Below are 14,382 nucleotides of genomic sequence, written 5' to 3'. Positions count from 1 at the left end.
ACGTTACGCGGCCACCGTCGCGGGGGCCGGCAGCATGCGGACCGACGCCAGATCGCTGACCAGGCGGCCGATGAACCAGCCGTTGAAGACGCCGAACAGGGCACACACGGCGCAGGCGACCAGCGTGTCGTGGCGCAACTGCGGTACGACGGCCAGCGCCACGGACGCCACGTACTTCGTGAAGAACACGGCCATCATCATCACGAGCGGCAGGCGGCTGCCGCGCACGCGCACGCAGCCCGGCACGTGACTGGCCTCGAGGCGCGAGGTGCCGGCCAGTCCGGCCAGCAGCGCCATGCCGGCCGCCGCGACCGCCCACGAGGCCAGCGCCAAGCCGCCGAGGCCGAATTTCGCGTGCATATCCTGCAGCGACAGGACCAGCATCACGGCCGGGATGATGGCCAGTTTGCGCACTTCCACGTCGCGGTCGCGCATGGCGACCGTGCCGCGATAGACGAGGAAGGCAAGGATCGCCCAGACGTAGAGTGGGGTGTGGGTCAGGATCTGGATCAGCATGGTCGGCTCCGTCGGTGTTTAAGGTGGCGCTACTTTGCCAGCGCCCCGGTGCGCCCGTGCGCCCATGCGACGAAGTGCAGCATGGCGGCGCGACATGCGCCCAGGCGGCGCGACATGCAGGCGGTCAGCGCGTCTTTACGCGGCTTTACAGTGGTTGACGGCACTTAACGTTCCCCCATCCGACAATGCGCGGCATGCCCGGCACGCTGCATCCAAACCGATAAGCCGGGCCAGACAGCGTTTCGTAACCCAGGGGGATCCATGGACCATCCACATCACAGCCTTGCCGACGACCTCGACCGCCTGCTCGACACCCAGTCCAGCCGGCGCCAGTCGCTGCGCTGGCTGCTCGCATCCGCGGCCGCCGTGCCGCTCGTGAGTTGCGGCGGTGGCGGCGGCTCGTTTGGCGACTTGGTCGCGTCGACCGTGTCGTCGTCCACGGGCAGCACGGGCACCACGACCGTCACGACGGGCACCTGCGCCGTCATCCCCGAGGAGACGGGTGGCCCGTACCCGGGCGACGGCACCAACAGCAACGGCAGCGGCGTCGCGAATGCGCTGACCCTGTCGGGCATCGTGCGCAGCGACATCCGCACGAGCGTGTCGCCCGGCGGCGCGACGGCGGCCGGCATCCCGACCACGCTGAAACTCCAGGTCGTGAACGTGGGCGCGAGCTGCGCCAGCGCGGCCGGCGCCGCCGTCTACCTGTGGCACTGCGACCGCAACGGTAATTATTCGATGTACGCGAGCGGCCTGACGACGGAGAACTACCTGCGCGGCGTGCAGGAGGCCGACAGCACGGGCACCGTCGCGTTCACGACGATCTTCCCCGGCTGCTACTCGGGCCGCATGCCGCATATCCACTTCGAGGTCTACCCGAGCCTGGCGAAGGCGACGAGCGCGGCCAACCGCATCAAGACGTCGCAGTTCACCTTCCCGATGGCGACCTTGAACGAGGCGTATGCGACGACCGCTTACGGTGCCAGTGCGCGCAACCTGGCGTCGATGAGCTATGCGACCGACAATGTGTTCAGCGACGGTACGTCGCTGCAGATGGCGTCCGTCAGCGGGGATCCGGTCAATGGTTATGTCGTCACGCTGACGATCGGGGTGTCGCTGTGATGAGATCGATCTCTTCCAGGAAGCCTGCGGCGAGATAACGCGGGATCTTGTCGAATTCGCGGAGTACGCGGGCGCGAAACTCGTCGTGTTCATGCCAGCGCTCGGGCGGAACACCGAAATAGTTGACGGGGCAAACCGATAAGCTCAGACCGGGCCAATGCCGTTGCATCGTCATCAGGTAGCGCCGTGTCGAGCATATTTTGCCGATGACGACGACACTTCGAATCGCGGCAAGGTCCATGGCCTCCGCGAGCCTGGCCCGGCCGAACCTTACGTTCTCGCCCGTGTTCGTGGCCGCGGTCTCGAGTATGAGAGCGGCTTCCGGTATCCCGAGCCCGGCCAGGCGTTCGGCGATGACGTCCGCCTCCGCCTGCGCCATGGAGGCGGTCGGGCCACCCGATACCAGCAGGCGGCTGAACATGCCGTCCTGCCAGAGCCGGTAGGCCGCCTCGCAAAATTCCGGGATGCCGTGGCGGGTCCCGAACAGGAATCCGAGATCCGAAACGCGCGGCGGAAACGACGGCATGATGTATGCGGCAATTCCTTGCAGATCGTGGTGATTGGCCATTCTCGCTATAGCGTCGTATCGATATCGGTGTGTCGGCGGTGGGCACCGATACTGTAGCGACAATATTCCGCGATTAATGCACGAAATGTCACGAGACTAGGTGGGTCTGCTGCTGTTGAGCCCCAGGTAGCGCCCTTCCTCGTCGACGTGCGTCGGATCCACGTCCATTTCGCTGTCCGGTACGGCGGTCAGCTTGTTGAGGACGATGAATGCCATCGTCGCGTAGCCATGCGACAACGTCTCGTCATTGACGATCGGGTGCTGTGTGTAGCGATAGACTTTTACGGTCATCGATGCCTCCGGTTCAGGTTGCGGTTCAGCCGCCCAGCACCGTGACGACGACATTGCGCCGGTGCTCGGCCACCCGATGCTCCCACAAATAAATGCCCTGCCACGTGCCGAGCAACAGCCGTCCGTCGCCGACCGGCACGGTCACGGACGTGGCGGTCAGCATCGTGCGCGCGTGCGCCGCCATGTCGTCCGGGCCTTCCGTGTCGTGGCGGTAGGCCGGGTCGCCGTCCGGTACGAGGCGTCTGATGATGGTTTCCAGGTCGTGGCGCACGTCCGGGTCGGCGTTTTCCGTGATCAGGAGGGATGCGCTCGTGTGCTGGACGAACACGTGCGCGAGGCCGCAGCGGATGCCCGAGCGGGCGACGGCATCGGCGACGGCCGCGGTGATGTCGCGGCTGCCGCGTCCGAACGTGTTGAATTCGAGGATGACTTGGTGCGGCATGATCGGCTCCTTGCGATGCCGACCATGCTACACGAACGCGCTCAGGGCGCGGCGGAGAACGAGTCGTGCGCCGGGAAGCGCACCGTCATCCATTCGCGCGAGAGGCGCAGCGTGTCGACCACCTCGGCCGGCAGCGTGTCGAGGATGGCGGGATCGTCGCTCGGCGTGTCGGCCAGCAGGCTGGCCAGGTGGATGATGCCGCCCAGCTGGCAGAACGGGTGCGCCGCCATCGGGTCGGACGAATTTTCCAGCGCGCGCACGATCTTGTCGGGGAAGTTCCAGCGGCGGCCCAGTTCGGCGGTGATGTGGCCCTCGGACAAGCCCAGCAGGCGCTGCTCGCGCTCCCAGCGGCCGCCCGGCAGGTGCGGCAGCTGTTCGATCTCGGCGAATGTCGTCGGCGCGACCTGGTAGATCAGCAGCTCGCCCAGGCGCAGCATCATGCCGGCCAGCCAGGCCTCGCTGCCGTCGATGCCGACGCCGCCCGCCAGCCACTTGGCGTAGCCGGCGCACGCCATGCTGCTTTTCCAGAACTCGTCGGAATCCAGGCCGGGCAGGGATGGGAAGGCATCGGAGAAGGATGCGGCCAGCGCCAGCGTGCGGATGTGGGCCATGCCGGAGAGCGAGATCGCTTCGTCCAGCGAGCTGACGTTGCGGCGCGAACCGAAGCGGGCGCTGTTCGCCAGGCGCATCAGCTTGGCCGTCAGGGCGGGATCGCGCGCGATGACCGCCGCCACCTTTTTGGCGGACGCGTCCTCGTCGTCGAGGGTCGCGATCAGGGCATGGGCGACTTCGGAAATCGTGGGCAGTTTTACGTCTTCAAAAAATTTCGTCAGGCTGATCATGGGACATCTTTCATCGTGCGGCGAAGAGATGGAGTCAGTGTATGCCTGACGAGATTGCCTTAGCGAATTATTTTTTGTTTTCGAGAAAATTGTTGCGGCAGCGCCTTCTCACATAAGCAATTTTGAATTTGTAACAAAGTAAAACAAATGTAAAGGCAGTTCGAACATGGACCTGGGATAATGTTGCCCGTTTTCACAAAAACTTTTCTTAGAACAGGGATCCAATGAAACTCAAGCCTTCCATCGCCGCCGCTTCCGTTGCCGTGTTTGTCGCTGTCCTGGGTCTTGCCGGCTGTGGCGGCGGCGGGTCGTCGTCCGGTACGGCCGCCGTGGCGAATCCGGCGCAGTTCAGCGCGACGGACGTCGTCCTCGGCACCGGTACCGCCGCCGCGGCCGGCAAGACCGCGACCGTGACCTATACCGGCTGGCTGTACAGCGATACGGCAGCGGACCACAAGGGCACGCAGTTCGACGCGGGCACGTTCTCGTTCACACTTGGGCAGAGCCAGGTCATCGCCGGCTTCGAGCAGGGCGTGCTGGGCATGAAGGTGGGCGGCAAGCGCACGTTGCTGATTCCGGCCAGCATGGGCTACGGCGCGGCCGGTTCGGGCACCAAGATTCCGCCGAATGCGGGGCTCGTGTTCGACGTGGCGCTGACGGCGGTGCAGTAAATAGCGCCGTCGTTCCCGGCATTGCCGGAAACGACTCCCCCGAATGCGGGAATAGCCCGCCGGGCTGTTCCCCCATGCTGAGCCGGACGGGATACTCAGCATGGATTCCCGCTTTCGCGGGAATGACGGTTTAGGTGCAGGGCTTTGTTAGTGCGCCGGCTTCAGGTAGCCATGCATGCCCAGCCAGCGCGCGAAGGCGTCGAACCAGCCGGTGCTGGTGGTCGTCTTGGGATACATGCCGAAGCCGTGCCCGCCCTGTTCGAACAGGTGGAATTCGACGGGGCGCTTGGCCGCGCGCCAGCTGTCGACGAGGCCGAAGCCGCCGTTGCCGAACAACGGGTCGTCCGCCGCCAGCGCGACGAACAGCGGCGGCGCGTCGGCCGGCACGGCGACCGGTGCCAGCGGTCCGTAGATGTCGCCGATGAACGCCGGCTTCGCATCCTGGCCGTGCAAGGCCGTCGCCATGGTCAGCATCGCGCCGGCGGAAAATCCCAGCATGCCGATGCGGTCCGGGTCCACGTGCCACGTCGCCGCCCGCGCGCGTACGAGCGCGAACGCGGCGCGCGCGTCGGCGATCTGCGGCGCCAGCGTGACGGCCGGATTGTCCGTCGGCGGACGTCCGGGACGTGCCGCGCCCGAGAACATTTTCTGCATCTCCCGTTCGAACGCGTCCATCTCCTGCGGCGTCTGGTTCAGCCGGTATTTCAATACGAACGCCGCGACGCCCTTGTCGGCCAGCGCCTTCGCGACATCCCAGCCTTCATTGTTCATCGACAGCGTTTTGAAGCCGCCGCCGGGCGCGACGATGACGGCTGCGCCCGTCGCCTTCGCGGGATCGGGCAGGAACGGCGTCAGCGTCGCCACCGTGACGTTGCGGGCGAAGGTGCTGCCGTACTGCGTGTGCCAGCTCTCGTGCGCCTTGGCGCCCGGCAGCGCGCCGGTGCCCAGCACGATCGCATCCGGCTGCGCGGGCGCCGCGATGGGCGTCATCTTGTCGTTCTGCGCGTGGACGGGGGCGGCGAGCGCGTACGCGAGGGCGATGGCGCCGGCCGCCACCAGATGCGTGAATCGATGTGTCGTTTTCATACGTAGTCTCCTTGTTGTGGTTATTGCGCCAGCACGACGGTCTGCTTCAGCGTCAGTGCGCCATCCTGCTGCGCCACGCCCGTCCCCGGCTGGCCCGAGCCGACGCTCAGCCGGTACTGGCCGGGCGTCAGTTGGCGGATGCCGTCGCGCGTGACGAAACTGAGATCGCGCGGCGACAACCGGAAGCTCACCTGGCACCGTTCGCCGGCCTTCAGCGACAGCCTTTGGAAGCCGCGCAGCGCGAGCCGCGGCGCACCGTCGAACGCGGGCGGGGTCAGATACAGCTGCGCGACCTCGTCGCCGTCGCGCGTGCCCGTGTTGGCCACTTCCGTCGTGACGACGACGCCGTTCTCCGGCGCGCCGCCGACCGGTTCGATGCGCAGCGGGGCGTAGCGGAACGTCGTGTAGGACAGGCCCGCGCCGAACGGATACACGGGCGTGCCGGCGTAGTAGCGGTAGGTGCGGCCATGCATCGAATAATCGTCGAACGGGGGCAGGTCTTCGATGCCGCGGTAGAAGGTCAAAGGCAGGCGTCCGCCCGGATCGGCGCGGCCCGCGAGGACGTCGGCGACGGCGAGGCCGCCCGACTGGCCCGGATACCACGCCTCCAGGATCGCGGCCGCATTGTCCTTCGCCCACGACAGGTCGATGGCGCTGCCGTTCATCAGCACGACGACGAGCGGCTTGCCCAGCGCCTTCGCCTGTGTCAGCAAGGCGCGTTGCTCGGCCGGCAGGTCCAGCGACGTCTTGTCGCCCCCGGCGAAGCCGTCGACCTTGATCGCCATCTCTTCGCCTTCCAGATCGGAAGTCAGGCCGACGACGGCGACGACGACGTCGGCGTCCGCCGTCCCCGCTTTCAGGTCCGCATCGGGCGCCATCGAGATCCGTTTCCAGAACAGGCCGGGCACGCCCGTGGATCCCGTCTGCGCCTGGAAGCGCAGCGGGTAGCGCTGGCCTTTCTCAAGCCGCACGTCGGTGAGCGCCAGCGGTTCGCCCCATTGCGAATACGTCGACGCCTTGACGGCGGGCTTGTCGGCCACCGTCAGCTCGCCCTGCACCCCGGTCACGCCGAGGCGGTACGTGCCCGTCGCCGGCGCGACGAGATAGCCGGTCCACACGACCTTGTGCCGGTCCGCGACGTCCTTGAACTGGAGCGCATGCGATTCCAGTCCCGGTTCGACGCGCACCAACGCCGGCTTGGCGTCGCCGCCGTTGAAGTATTCGGCGCGCAGGCCCGGTTTGCCGTCGGGCGTGCGCAGTGCGGTGGTCGGGACCGGATCGCCGTCCGTGAGCGAGGCGGCGGCCGGCACGACCGTGACGTTCGCTGCCGGCAGCACGCGGCGCAGGCCGTCCGCGACGGAGATGGGCGGCGCCGACTGCGTCGACGAATAATTCCCGCGCAGGACGCGCGTGGCATCGGCCAGCGGACCGATCACCGCGATTTTCACGCCGGTCTTCAGCGGCAGCGTGCCGTCGTTCTTCAGCAGCACGAGGCTCTTGCTCGCGGCCTGCAGCGCGAGGTCGCGGTGCGCGGGCGTGTCGATGGCGTCGACGGGCACCGCGTTCGGCGCGCGTCCGGACAGGCCGGCCAGGTCGCCGTTGCGATAGCGCGCGGAGAACAGGCGGACGAGCGCCTGGTCGATGTCGTTCGTGGAAATCAGGCCGCGCTGCCACGCTTCGCGGTAGCGCGCGCCCAGGTCCTTCGGGGCGCCGAGGGTCTGCGTATTGCACTCGTTGTCCGTCCCGGCCTTGAGCGCGACGGCGACGGCGGCGGCCGGATCGGGTGCGTACTTGTGACGGTCGGCGATGTCCGTGACGGCATCGCAGTCCGAGACGACATAGCCCTTGAAGCCCCAGGCGCCGCGCAGGTGCTCCTTCATCAGCAGGTCGCTGCCGCAGGCCGGCTGGCCGTCGATGCGGTTGTAGGCGCACATGATCGATCCGGCCTTCGCATCGACGATGGCGGCGCGGAAGGCGGGCAGGTAGGTGTCTTCGAGGTCGTGGCGCGACACGAACACGTCGGCCGTGTGGCGCGTCGATTCCGGCCCGCTGTGCACGGCGAAGTGCTTCGGTGTCGCGACGACGTCCGGCAGGTCCGGGTCCGGTCCCTGGATGCCCTGGATGAAGGCGACGCCCAGCTGCGCCGTCAGGTACGGGTCTTCGCCATAGGTCTCCTGGCCGCGGCCCCAGCGCGGATCGCGGAAGATGTTGATGTTCGGCGACCACGTGTCGAGGCCCGTGCCGATCTTGCCCAGGTGCCCCGTGCGGCGTCCCAGCGTGTGCAGCGCGCGCACCTCGGTGCTGATCGCGGACGCCACCCGGTGCACGAGCGGCGCGTCGAACGTGGCCGCGAGGCCGATCGGTTCCGGGAAGTTCGTGGTGGGCAGCGGCCCGAGCGCCCCGTGCAGCGACTCGGTCCACCAGTTATAGGCGGGAATGCCGAGGCGGGGCAGGGAGGGCGCCACGTTGAGCAGTTGCGCGATCTTTTCGTCGAGCGTCATCTGCGCGACGAGAGCGTGCGCGCGGGCGTCCGCGTCCGCGCGCGCATCGAGTGGTGTGGTGGATTGAGCGGCGGCCGGCAGCGCCGTGGCGAGCAGCAAGGCGCCGCAGGTCGCGGTGCGCCGGATGCGGCGCCGTAAGTCTCCTGGCTGACCAATTGGCATGGCCTTATCTTTGTGCATGGGATCTACCTTTACATGTGTGAGAGACGGTAGTCTGGCTGTTGAATGATTGCGATAACATCATGCCCGGCTCAGCATTTGGTAGCGTATGTCATGCTGGCGGGTGAGGCACAATGTAGTGGAGGAATTGTTGGGATACCAATAACTTATTGTGGCGTACCGATATCGGAATCGATATCTGTACGTCGCGTCCGGGATGCGAGGAATGAAGGGATGACGTTGTTACGTAACATTGATGTTATGCGATAACATTGGGGGCGCCGCGCCATCCGCCGTTGTGCTGCCGTGCCGATTGCCGGGTGCGCAACAAAATTTCTTTGAGGTAAATAAAAGTCCGGCGCAGAATGACCTTGATCCGATGTATTGACTGCCCTGCCAGCGCTTGACCAGGGCAAGGCGCAGGACCGCAATCAGGCCCGCATCGTCACGCGCCTGTGCGCATCGGCCGCCACCGTGATGGCGGCGCTGGAACAAGACGGCGATGGCGCCGCGGTCGGCGCGCTGCTGGCCCTCGATTGCGTGCACGGCCCGCGCCAGGCGGCGGAGCGCCCGGCGCCGGCCGCCGTGCGCGATACGGGCGGCGCCACCTTGCGGTTACTGCCCGGGGCCTGAGCGGCGCCGGCCGGCATCAGCCGCGCCGTGCCGCCTCGATGGCCGCGACGTCGATCTTTTTCATCGTCATCATCGCCTCGAACGCACGCTTGGCCGCGGCCCGGTCGGTGCCGGTCACGGCGTCCAGCAGCACGCGCGGCGTGATCTGCCACGACAGGCCCCAACGGTCCCGGCACCAGCCGCATTCCTTTTCCTGGCCGCCGTTGCCGACGATGGCATTCCACAGCCGGTCCGTCTCCGCCTGGTCATCGGTCGCGACCTGGAACGAGAACGCCTCGTTGTGCTGCACGCCGGGACCGCCGTTCAGGCCGAGGCACGGGATGCCCATGACCGTGAATTCGACCATCAGGACATTGCCCTGCTGGCCGGCGGGATAGTCGCCGGGCGCGCGGTGGACGGCGCCCACGGCGCTGTCGGGAAACGTCTGCGCATAGAACGTTGCTGCATCCAGTGCGTCCTTGTCGTACCAAAGGCAAATCGTATTCTTGCTGGACATGTCTCTCTCCTGTTGGTGAGTCGGCGGGGCTGCTTGCCGCAGCCGGCGGACACGATAGCACGTCAGCGTCGGCGTGGCACGGGCACCGTGCGGTGCGGTCGGCGGGGTCGTGCACCAGGATGAAGGGCGCCGTGCAGTCGAACAGTTTGACGTAGTCGGCGAGCGGCGGCATGCCCAGCCATCCGGATTCGCATGTCGTCTCCTGTGTCGTGTCGTATTCCCGCGTTGGCTTAGTCAAAAAACAGGGCCGGATGTGCGCGCTTTGTCACTCAGCCGGCGGTGCGGACGGCGTCGCGGATGCATGCCCGGTCAGCGGCAGCTCGGGCAGGAACAGCAGCGCGATGAGCCCCGCCAGCACGATCAGCGCGCCGGCGCCGAAGATGTTGGCGATGGCGTGGCGGTACACTTCCACCGTCAGCGCCTGCGCCGCGGGCAGCACGGCGGCGGCGCCGTGCGCGCCCGCGCGCGCGACCTCGTTGACGCCGTGCGCGTGCACCTGGTGCGCGAGGATGGCGCCGGAACCCGTCACGCCCAGCAGGCCGCCGAGCGAGCGGAAGAACGTCAGCATCGCCGTGCCCACCCCGCGCCGCGCGACGGGCAGGGCGTTCTGCACGGCGACCGTCATGTTCGGCATGACGAGGCCGAGACCGGCGCCCAGCATGAAGATGGCCGGCTCGATGATCCAGTAGCCGCGCGCCGTGTCCATGCCCCAGGCGAGGACGCCGAACGCGAGGACCGCCGCCGCCAGCCCGCCCACCTGCACGGCCTTGTACTTGCCCGAGCGCGAGAGCACGCGGCCGTTCAGGGTCGACGAAGCGATCATCCCGACCATCATCGCCACCGTCATCATGCCCGAATGCGCCGGGCTGCTGCCCATCACGAGCTGGAAGAACAGCGGAAAGAACACGCTGGCGCCCATCAGGCCCATGAAGGTCAGCGCCATCACGATGCTGGCGATGTTGAAGACGCGGTTCGCGAACAGGTCCGGCGGCAGCACGGGTTCGGCCGCGCGGCGCAGGTGCACGAGCAGCCACGCGCTCAGCGCCACCGCGAGCGCGGCGCAGACCCGCATCTGGATCGAATCCCACGCCCATTCCGTGCCGCCCAGCGCGAGGATCAGCAGGAGGGCGGTGATCGACACGGTGAGCAGCACCGAGCCGAGATAGTCGATGCGGTGCGTGTGCGTGATCGCGGGCTTGCGCAGCGAGTGCGCGATGGCGTAGAAGGCCAGGGCGCCGACGGGCAGGTTGATGAAGAAGATCCAGTGCCACGACAGCAGATCCGTCATGACCCCGCCCAGCACGGGGCCGAGGACGCTGGTGACGGCGAACACGATGGCGATGGAGCCCTGGCGGCGCGCGCGTTCCTTCGGCGGCACGAGGTCGCCGATGATGATCTGCGCCAGCGGCATGAAGCCGCCGGAGCCCATGCCCTGGATGGCACGGAAGGCGATCAGCTGCGTCATGCTCTGCGCGAAGCCGCACAGCACGGAGCCGAGCAGGAAGCAAGCGAGCGCCGTGAAGATCATCGGACGGCGGCCGTACTGGTCGGCCAGCTTGCCGTACAGCGGCATCGTCGCGGTGGAGGCGAGCACGTACGCCGTGACGACCCACGACAGATGGGCCATGCCGCCCAGGTCGCCGACGATGCGGGGCAGGGCGGTGGCGACGATACTCTGGTCGAGCGCGCCGAGGCCCAGCACGGCCATCAGGGCAAGGTAGACGGAACGGATTTCGCGCGCGTCGGCGGGGATGTCAAGTTTCATGGTCGGCCAGGATGTTGAGGGCGTCGATGGCGCCGGCGAGCGCGTCCATCTGATCGGGCGCCAGGCGGGCGATGCGTTGCGACAGCCAGTCGTGCCGGCGGTCGCGCAGCTGGCGCAGGGCTTTATGGCCCGCGGGACTGACGTGCAGGCTGCTGCGGCGCCGGTCGGGTGCCAAAGGCGCGGCGCGCTCGACGAGGCCGGCCGCTTCCAGCGCCTTGACCTGGCCGCTCATGGTCGGGCTGCGCACCTGCTGCATGCGCGCCAGCTCGGCCACGCCGATGCCGGGATGTTCATGGATCAGGTGCAGGAGCATCGCCTGCATCAGCGACAGGCCCTGTTCCTGGCGGTCCGTGTCGCGCCGCATCTGGCGCACGAGGCCCTTGAGCGCCGTGCGCAAGTCTTCGGACAGGCGCTGGACCCGTGCGTCCTGCCTGGTTGCGTGTGAGTCGGTCATCATTAATATAGGTAGGCTACCTAACTATATTGCGACAACGGGGCAGTGCATGCAAATGATGTGTCCGTGACAATGCACGCATTTTTTCGCTGGCGCATTTGATAAGGTGGCGGCTCTGCCTGTTCAATATCTAAACAGGCGCCGAACACACCGTGGCCATGCATTTTCGAGTACAACTGGATCGTTCCCTTGCCGTGCTGTTGGCGCGCGGCCTGTCGCGCCATCATGCCGAGCCGCTGCTGTTCCGGATGCTGTGGAAACTCGGGATCAACGTGCGCCCGCCCCATTTCCTCGGCTTCGCCAGCATCGCCATCGTCTACGGCGTCTGGTTCGCTTGCGTCTGGGGTGGGTTCATGTGGACGTTGGTGTGGTCCCATCAGGGCATCGGCATCGCCGGCGTGGCGCTCAGGGCCGTCATCGCGGGCGCGTGTTTCGGCCTGCTGATGGCGTGGTTGTATGCGCGCGAGCGCAGGGAATTCGCGCTGCCGGCGTGGGAAGCGCTGGGCCGGGAGTAGCGGCCGAAGCGTTGGCCGCGCCCATCACTTCCTGAGAGGGCGTCAGACCGTCTGCCGGGCCAGCGCCGCCATCACCTCGTCCACGCCGATCCTGTCGACCCAGTCGTCGCGCCGCGCCACCGTGATGACGGTGCTGTTGCGCTTGTCGATCGGCGCCCATTCCGGATTCTTTTGACGCATCAACGCGATGACGGGAACGTGCACGGCGTTCGCCAGGTGCATGACGGCCGTCTCGACCGAGACGATCAGCTTGCACAGGCTGAGGATGGCCGGCAGCTGGAAGAAATTGTCTTCGGCGCTGAACAGGTGGGTGCGCGCGAGATCCTGCCCGGCGAACAGGGCACGGGCGCGCGCCAGGTCTTCGGGGACGACGTTGACGATGAAGCCGGCGTCGCGCCACGCGGCGTCCTGCCGCATCGTGCGGATCAGTTCGATGACCCGTTCCAGCGGCCACGAGCGCTCGACCGACTTCGAATACGCATTCAGGAAGACGGCCTTGGCGCCGCCGAATCCCCAGGCGGTGAACTGGTCGTGCGCGTAATCCATCCACCGTTCGGGGATCGACAGCACGGGATAGCGGGCGACCGGCGGGATCGTGATGCCGAATAATTGCGTGAACCAGTCGGCATAGATGTCGCTGATGTGCTGGTCGGGATGCGATGCCGCGTTGTAGGCGGGAATGAACGCATCCAGCTTGCGGTAGATGAGGTGCTTGGGCAGGTCGTAGGGACGTACGCGTTTCTTTTGGCCCACGACGAAGCCGTGCGGGCTGATCTTGCGCGCCATGCTGGCGTATTTGTGGCGGTCGAGCACGGCGAGCGACACGACGATCGGGTAGTCGTGCCGCTGCGCTTCCTGCAGCGACGCCTTGTACAGCGCCGGGCTGTAGGTTTCGTTATAGACCTTGGCAATGTAGGGGCACTCGGCCAGCCAGTCGTACAGCGCGTATTTTTTCAGGTGCGGCCAGTCCGCCGCCCGGTTCGTGCGGCGGCGCTCGTCGACCCACAGGTGGATTTTTACGTGCGGGAAGGCGCGCGCGAAGGCGGCGAAGCAGCTTTGCAGGTAAGTGAAGTCGCCCAGCGCCAGGTGGGCGATGAACAGGATCTTGTCGGCGCGGGCCAGCAGGGCGCGGTCGACCAGCGCCGTGCGCGACAGCGGGTCCGCCAGCCAGTCCGCCTCGAACGCGCCCGGACGCGTCCGCCCACCCCAGCTGTCCAGTTTCAGCGTCTGATCACTCGAGATTTTCATGGTGCGATGTCGAAGTCGAAGGGCGGATGGTCATGTGGACGATTCGGTGATTGTAGAGGGCGAATGGCCGTGGTAGAACGGCCGCGACTGTAAAGTTGGGTAAAGCTTTTGTTAAGAATTAGCAGATTTCAATGACGTCCGCGTTGCACGCGTTTGTGTCATGAAGGTGTTGATTCGTAAATATTGCATCCCGTCAGTCTGCCAGAATGCATGGAAAAACGATGCACTGTTGAGATTACAAGTTAGTAACAACACGTATTGAGGGGCGTGATGGGGCGCCATACCGCTCACGGCCGGCACTGCCGGCCGTGAGCGGGTGGGGTGTTGCTGGCGTGCCGTTCAGGCCGTCAGCCGAGGTTGCTGCCGCGGATCTTGCTCAGGTCCGTGTCGCTGCCGGTCGTCCCGGACTGCGGGTCGAGGCTGCCCCCGGCACCGCCGCCCGAGAGCCCGCTGCCGGCACCCGTGCCGGTGCCCGTGCCCGCGCCCGTGCCGGCCGAGCCTGCGTGGCCGGCGCCCATCGAGCCCATGCCGGCGCCCGCGCCCGTGCCGGCACCTGCGCCGGACCCGCCGACCATCCCGCGCATCGCCACGTTCGGTCCCATGCTGGGCGCGCCGGGGCGCGTCGGGTCGGTGCCGTAGAAGGTGTGGATTTGCTGGGCCCATTGGGCGTCGCCCATGTCGGGCCAGGCATCCTTGTCGAAGCCCGGGGCGTTCTGCAAGCGCTGCTTGTCGATGTCGAGCACGAAGCGCTTGTTGACGGTGTCGAGGTGCAGCGCCTGCCAGGGCACGGCGAACAGCTTGTCGCCCATGCCCAGGAAGCCGCCGAAGGACAGCACGGCGTAGGCGACCTGGCCGGTCTGCATGTCGAGCATGATTTCCTTGATGTCGCCCAGGTCGTCGTCGTTGGCGTTGACGACACTGTCGCCGATGAGGGTGTCGGCGCCCATCAGCGCCGGGCCGGGGCCGGCATGGCCCGAGCTGGTGTCCGTGGCTTTGTACATGCCGTATTTGTCGCGATCTGCGTACGTCATCTCGTCCTCCTGGTATCGATGATTGCAGGGCCGTCGGTGCGG

At 66.7% G+C, this 14,382-nt stretch carries 16 protein-coding genes; 4 read left to right on the top strand and 12 right to left on the bottom strand.

The annotated features are described in order from the left end of the window. Positions 1-3: 3 nt before the first annotated feature. Positions 4-516, bottom strand: coding sequence for a DUF6622 family protein (locus BVG12_RS13395; protein WP_075792820.1), 513 nt, complete (start codon positions 514-516; stop codon positions 4-6). Between the two features lie 261 nt (positions 517-777). Here BVG12_RS13395 and BVG12_RS13390 point away from each other — a divergent pair, with 261 nt between their 5' ends. Further along, positions 778-1,638: a dioxygenase family protein gene (locus BVG12_RS13390; RefSeq protein ID WP_075792819.1), complete on the top strand. Its 861-nt coding sequence runs from the start codon at positions 778-780 to the stop codon at positions 1,636-1,638. Here BVG12_RS13390 and BVG12_RS13385 read toward each other — a convergent pair. From BVG12_RS13385 to BVG12_RS13370, 4 genes are all read right to left on the bottom strand, one after another. Beyond that, positions 1,610-2,206: a YdcF family protein gene (locus tag BVG12_RS13385; protein WP_075792818.1), complete on the bottom strand. Its 597-nt coding sequence runs from the start codon at positions 2,204-2,206 to the stop codon at positions 1,610-1,612. The two genes, BVG12_RS13390 and BVG12_RS13385, sit on opposite strands and share 29 nt — an antisense overlap. Before the next feature lie 96 nt (positions 2,207-2,302). Continuing rightward, a complete protein-coding gene (locus tag BVG12_RS13380) occupies positions 2,303-2,497 on the bottom strand; it encodes a hypothetical protein (protein WP_075792817.1) in 195 nt (64 codons plus the stop codon). A gap of 25 nt (positions 2,498-2,522) precedes the next feature. Beyond that, positions 2,523-2,939 (bottom strand): secondary thiamine-phosphate synthase enzyme YjbQ, encoded by a 417-nt coding sequence (locus tag BVG12_RS13375; RefSeq protein ID WP_075792816.1) that lies wholly within the window; start codon positions 2,937-2,939, stop codon positions 2,523-2,525. Positions 2,940-2,980: 41 nt separating this feature from the next. Beyond that, a complete protein-coding gene (locus BVG12_RS13370) occupies positions 2,981-3,781 on the bottom strand; it encodes an HDOD domain-containing protein (protein ID WP_075792815.1) in 801 nt (266 codons plus the stop codon). A 224-nt stretch (positions 3,782-4,005) separates the two neighbouring features. Between BVG12_RS13370 and BVG12_RS13365 the strand changes: the two genes are divergently transcribed. Continuing rightward, positions 4,006-4,452 (top strand): FKBP-type peptidyl-prolyl cis-trans isomerase, encoded by a 447-nt coding sequence (locus tag BVG12_RS13365; protein ID WP_075792814.1) that lies wholly within the window; start codon positions 4,006-4,008, stop codon positions 4,450-4,452. A gap of 147 nt (positions 4,453-4,599) precedes the next feature. Here BVG12_RS13365 and BVG12_RS13360 read toward each other — a convergent pair whose 3' ends face one another. Further along, positions 4,600-5,538 (bottom strand): alpha/beta hydrolase, encoded by a 939-nt coding sequence (locus BVG12_RS13360; protein WP_075792813.1) that lies wholly within the window; start codon positions 5,536-5,538, stop codon positions 4,600-4,602. A 20-nt stretch (positions 5,539-5,558) separates the two neighbouring features. After that, positions 5,559-8,201, bottom strand: a complete 2,643-nt coding sequence (locus tag BVG12_RS13355; RefSeq protein WP_083685709.1) for a glycoside hydrolase family 3 C-terminal domain-containing protein — start codon at positions 8,199-8,201, stop codon at positions 5,559-5,561. Between the two features lie 381 nt (positions 8,202-8,582). On the opposite strand from BVG12_RS13355, the gene BVG12_RS13350 reads away from it, so the two are divergent. Next, positions 8,583-8,831: a hypothetical protein gene (locus BVG12_RS13350; protein WP_075792812.1), complete on the top strand. Its 249-nt coding sequence runs from the start codon at positions 8,583-8,585 to the stop codon at positions 8,829-8,831. 16 nt (positions 8,832-8,847) lie between these two features. Here BVG12_RS13350 and BVG12_RS13345 read toward each other — a convergent pair whose 3' ends face one another. The 3 genes from BVG12_RS13345 to BVG12_RS13335 all read right to left on the bottom strand — a co-directional run bounded on the left by BVG12_RS13345 (position 8,848) and on the right by BVG12_RS13335 (position 11,549). Continuing rightward, positions 8,848-9,327 (bottom strand): VOC family protein, encoded by a 480-nt coding sequence (locus tag BVG12_RS13345; protein ID WP_075792811.1) that lies wholly within the window; start codon positions 9,325-9,327, stop codon positions 8,848-8,850. A gap of 265 nt (positions 9,328-9,592) precedes the next feature. Continuing rightward, entirely contained in the window at positions 9,593-11,092 is a 1,500-nt protein-coding gene (locus tag BVG12_RS13340; RefSeq protein ID WP_075792810.1) for an MDR family MFS transporter, read from the bottom strand. Beyond that, on the bottom strand, positions 11,082-11,549 hold the full coding sequence (locus BVG12_RS13335) for a MarR family winged helix-turn-helix transcriptional regulator (protein ID WP_083685016.1): 468 nt from the start codon (positions 11,547-11,549) through the stop codon (positions 11,082-11,084). The genes BVG12_RS13340 and BVG12_RS13335 overlap by 11 nt, the downstream gene beginning before the upstream one ends. A gap of 155 nt (positions 11,550-11,704) precedes the next feature. On the opposite strand from BVG12_RS13335, the gene BVG12_RS13330 reads away from it, so the two are divergent. After that, a complete protein-coding gene (locus BVG12_RS13330; protein ID WP_075792809.1) occupies positions 11,705-12,061 on the top strand; it encodes a DUF6404 family protein in 357 nt (118 codons plus the stop codon). Positions 12,062-12,103: 42 nt separating this feature from the next. Here the strand turns inward: BVG12_RS13330 and BVG12_RS13325 are convergent, their stop codons facing one another. Together BVG12_RS13325 and BVG12_RS13320 are read right to left on the bottom strand one after the other, a co-directional pair. After that, on the bottom strand, positions 12,104-13,309 hold the full coding sequence (locus tag BVG12_RS13325) for a glycosyltransferase family 9 protein (RefSeq protein ID WP_083685010.1): 1,206 nt from the start codon (positions 13,307-13,309) through the stop codon (positions 12,104-12,106). Positions 13,310-13,656: 347 nt separating this feature from the next. After that, entirely contained in the window at positions 13,657-14,340 is a 684-nt protein-coding gene (locus BVG12_RS13320) for a PRC-barrel domain-containing protein (protein WP_075792808.1), read from the bottom strand. Between the last annotated feature and the right edge of the window lie 42 nt (positions 14,341-14,382).

The organism is Massilia putida (assembly GCF_001941825.1).
Lineage (GTDB): Bacteria > Pseudomonadota > Gammaproteobacteria > Burkholderiales > Burkholderiaceae_D > Telluria > Telluria putida.
This window is presented reverse-complemented; position numbering and strand designations above follow the sequence as displayed.

Bases quoted from the DNA above. Each gene is read 5' to 3' on its own strand.
- BVG12_RS13360 (WP_075792813.1), bottom strand. From the start codon at position 5,538: ATGAAAACGACACATCGATTCACGCATCTGGTGGCGGCCGGCGCCATC.
- BVG12_RS13325 (WP_083685010.1), bottom strand. From the start codon at position 13,309: ATGAAAATCTCGAGTGATCAGACGCTGAAACTGGACAGCTGGGGTGGG.
- BVG12_RS13345 (WP_075792811.1), bottom strand. From the start codon at position 9,327: ATGTCCAGCAAGAATACGATTTGCCTTTGGTACGACAAGGACGCACTG.
- BVG12_RS13355 (WP_083685709.1), bottom strand. From the start codon at position 8,201: ATGCCAATTGGTCAGCCAGGAGACTTACGGCGCCGCATCCGGCGCACC.
- BVG12_RS13390 (WP_075792819.1), top strand. From the start codon at position 778: ATGGACCATCCACATCACAGCCTTGCCGACGACCTCGACCGCCTGCTC.
- BVG12_RS13340 (WP_075792810.1), bottom strand. From the start codon at position 11,092: ATGAAACTTGACATCCCCGCCGACGCGCGCGAAATCCGTTCCGTCTAC.
- BVG12_RS13320 (WP_075792808.1), bottom strand. From the start codon at position 14,340: ATGACGTACGCAGATCGCGACAAATACGGCATGTACAAAGCCACGGAC.
- BVG12_RS13380 (WP_075792817.1), bottom strand. From the start codon at position 2,497: ATGACCGTAAAAGTCTATCGCTACACACAGCACCCGATCGTCAATGAC.
- BVG12_RS13395 (WP_075792820.1), bottom strand. From the start codon at position 516: ATGCTGATCCAGATCCTGACCCACACCCCACTCTACGTCTGGGCGATC.
- BVG12_RS13370 (WP_075792815.1), bottom strand. From the start codon at position 3,781: ATGATCAGCCTGACGAAATTTTTTGAAGACGTAAAACTGCCCACGATT.
- BVG12_RS13375 (WP_075792816.1), bottom strand. From the start codon at position 2,939: ATGCCGCACCAAGTCATCCTCGAATTCAACACGTTCGGACGCGGCAGC.
- BVG12_RS13330 (WP_075792809.1), top strand. From the start codon at position 11,705: ATGCATTTTCGAGTACAACTGGATCGTTCCCTTGCCGTGCTGTTGGCG.
- BVG12_RS13365 (WP_075792814.1), top strand. From the start codon at position 4,006: ATGAAACTCAAGCCTTCCATCGCCGCCGCTTCCGTTGCCGTGTTTGTC.
- BVG12_RS13385 (WP_075792818.1), bottom strand. From the start codon at position 2,206: ATGGCCAATCACCACGATCTGCAAGGAATTGCCGCATACATCATGCCG.
- BVG12_RS13335 (WP_083685016.1), bottom strand. From the start codon at position 11,549: ATGATGACCGACTCACACGCAACCAGGCAGGACGCACGGGTCCAGCGC.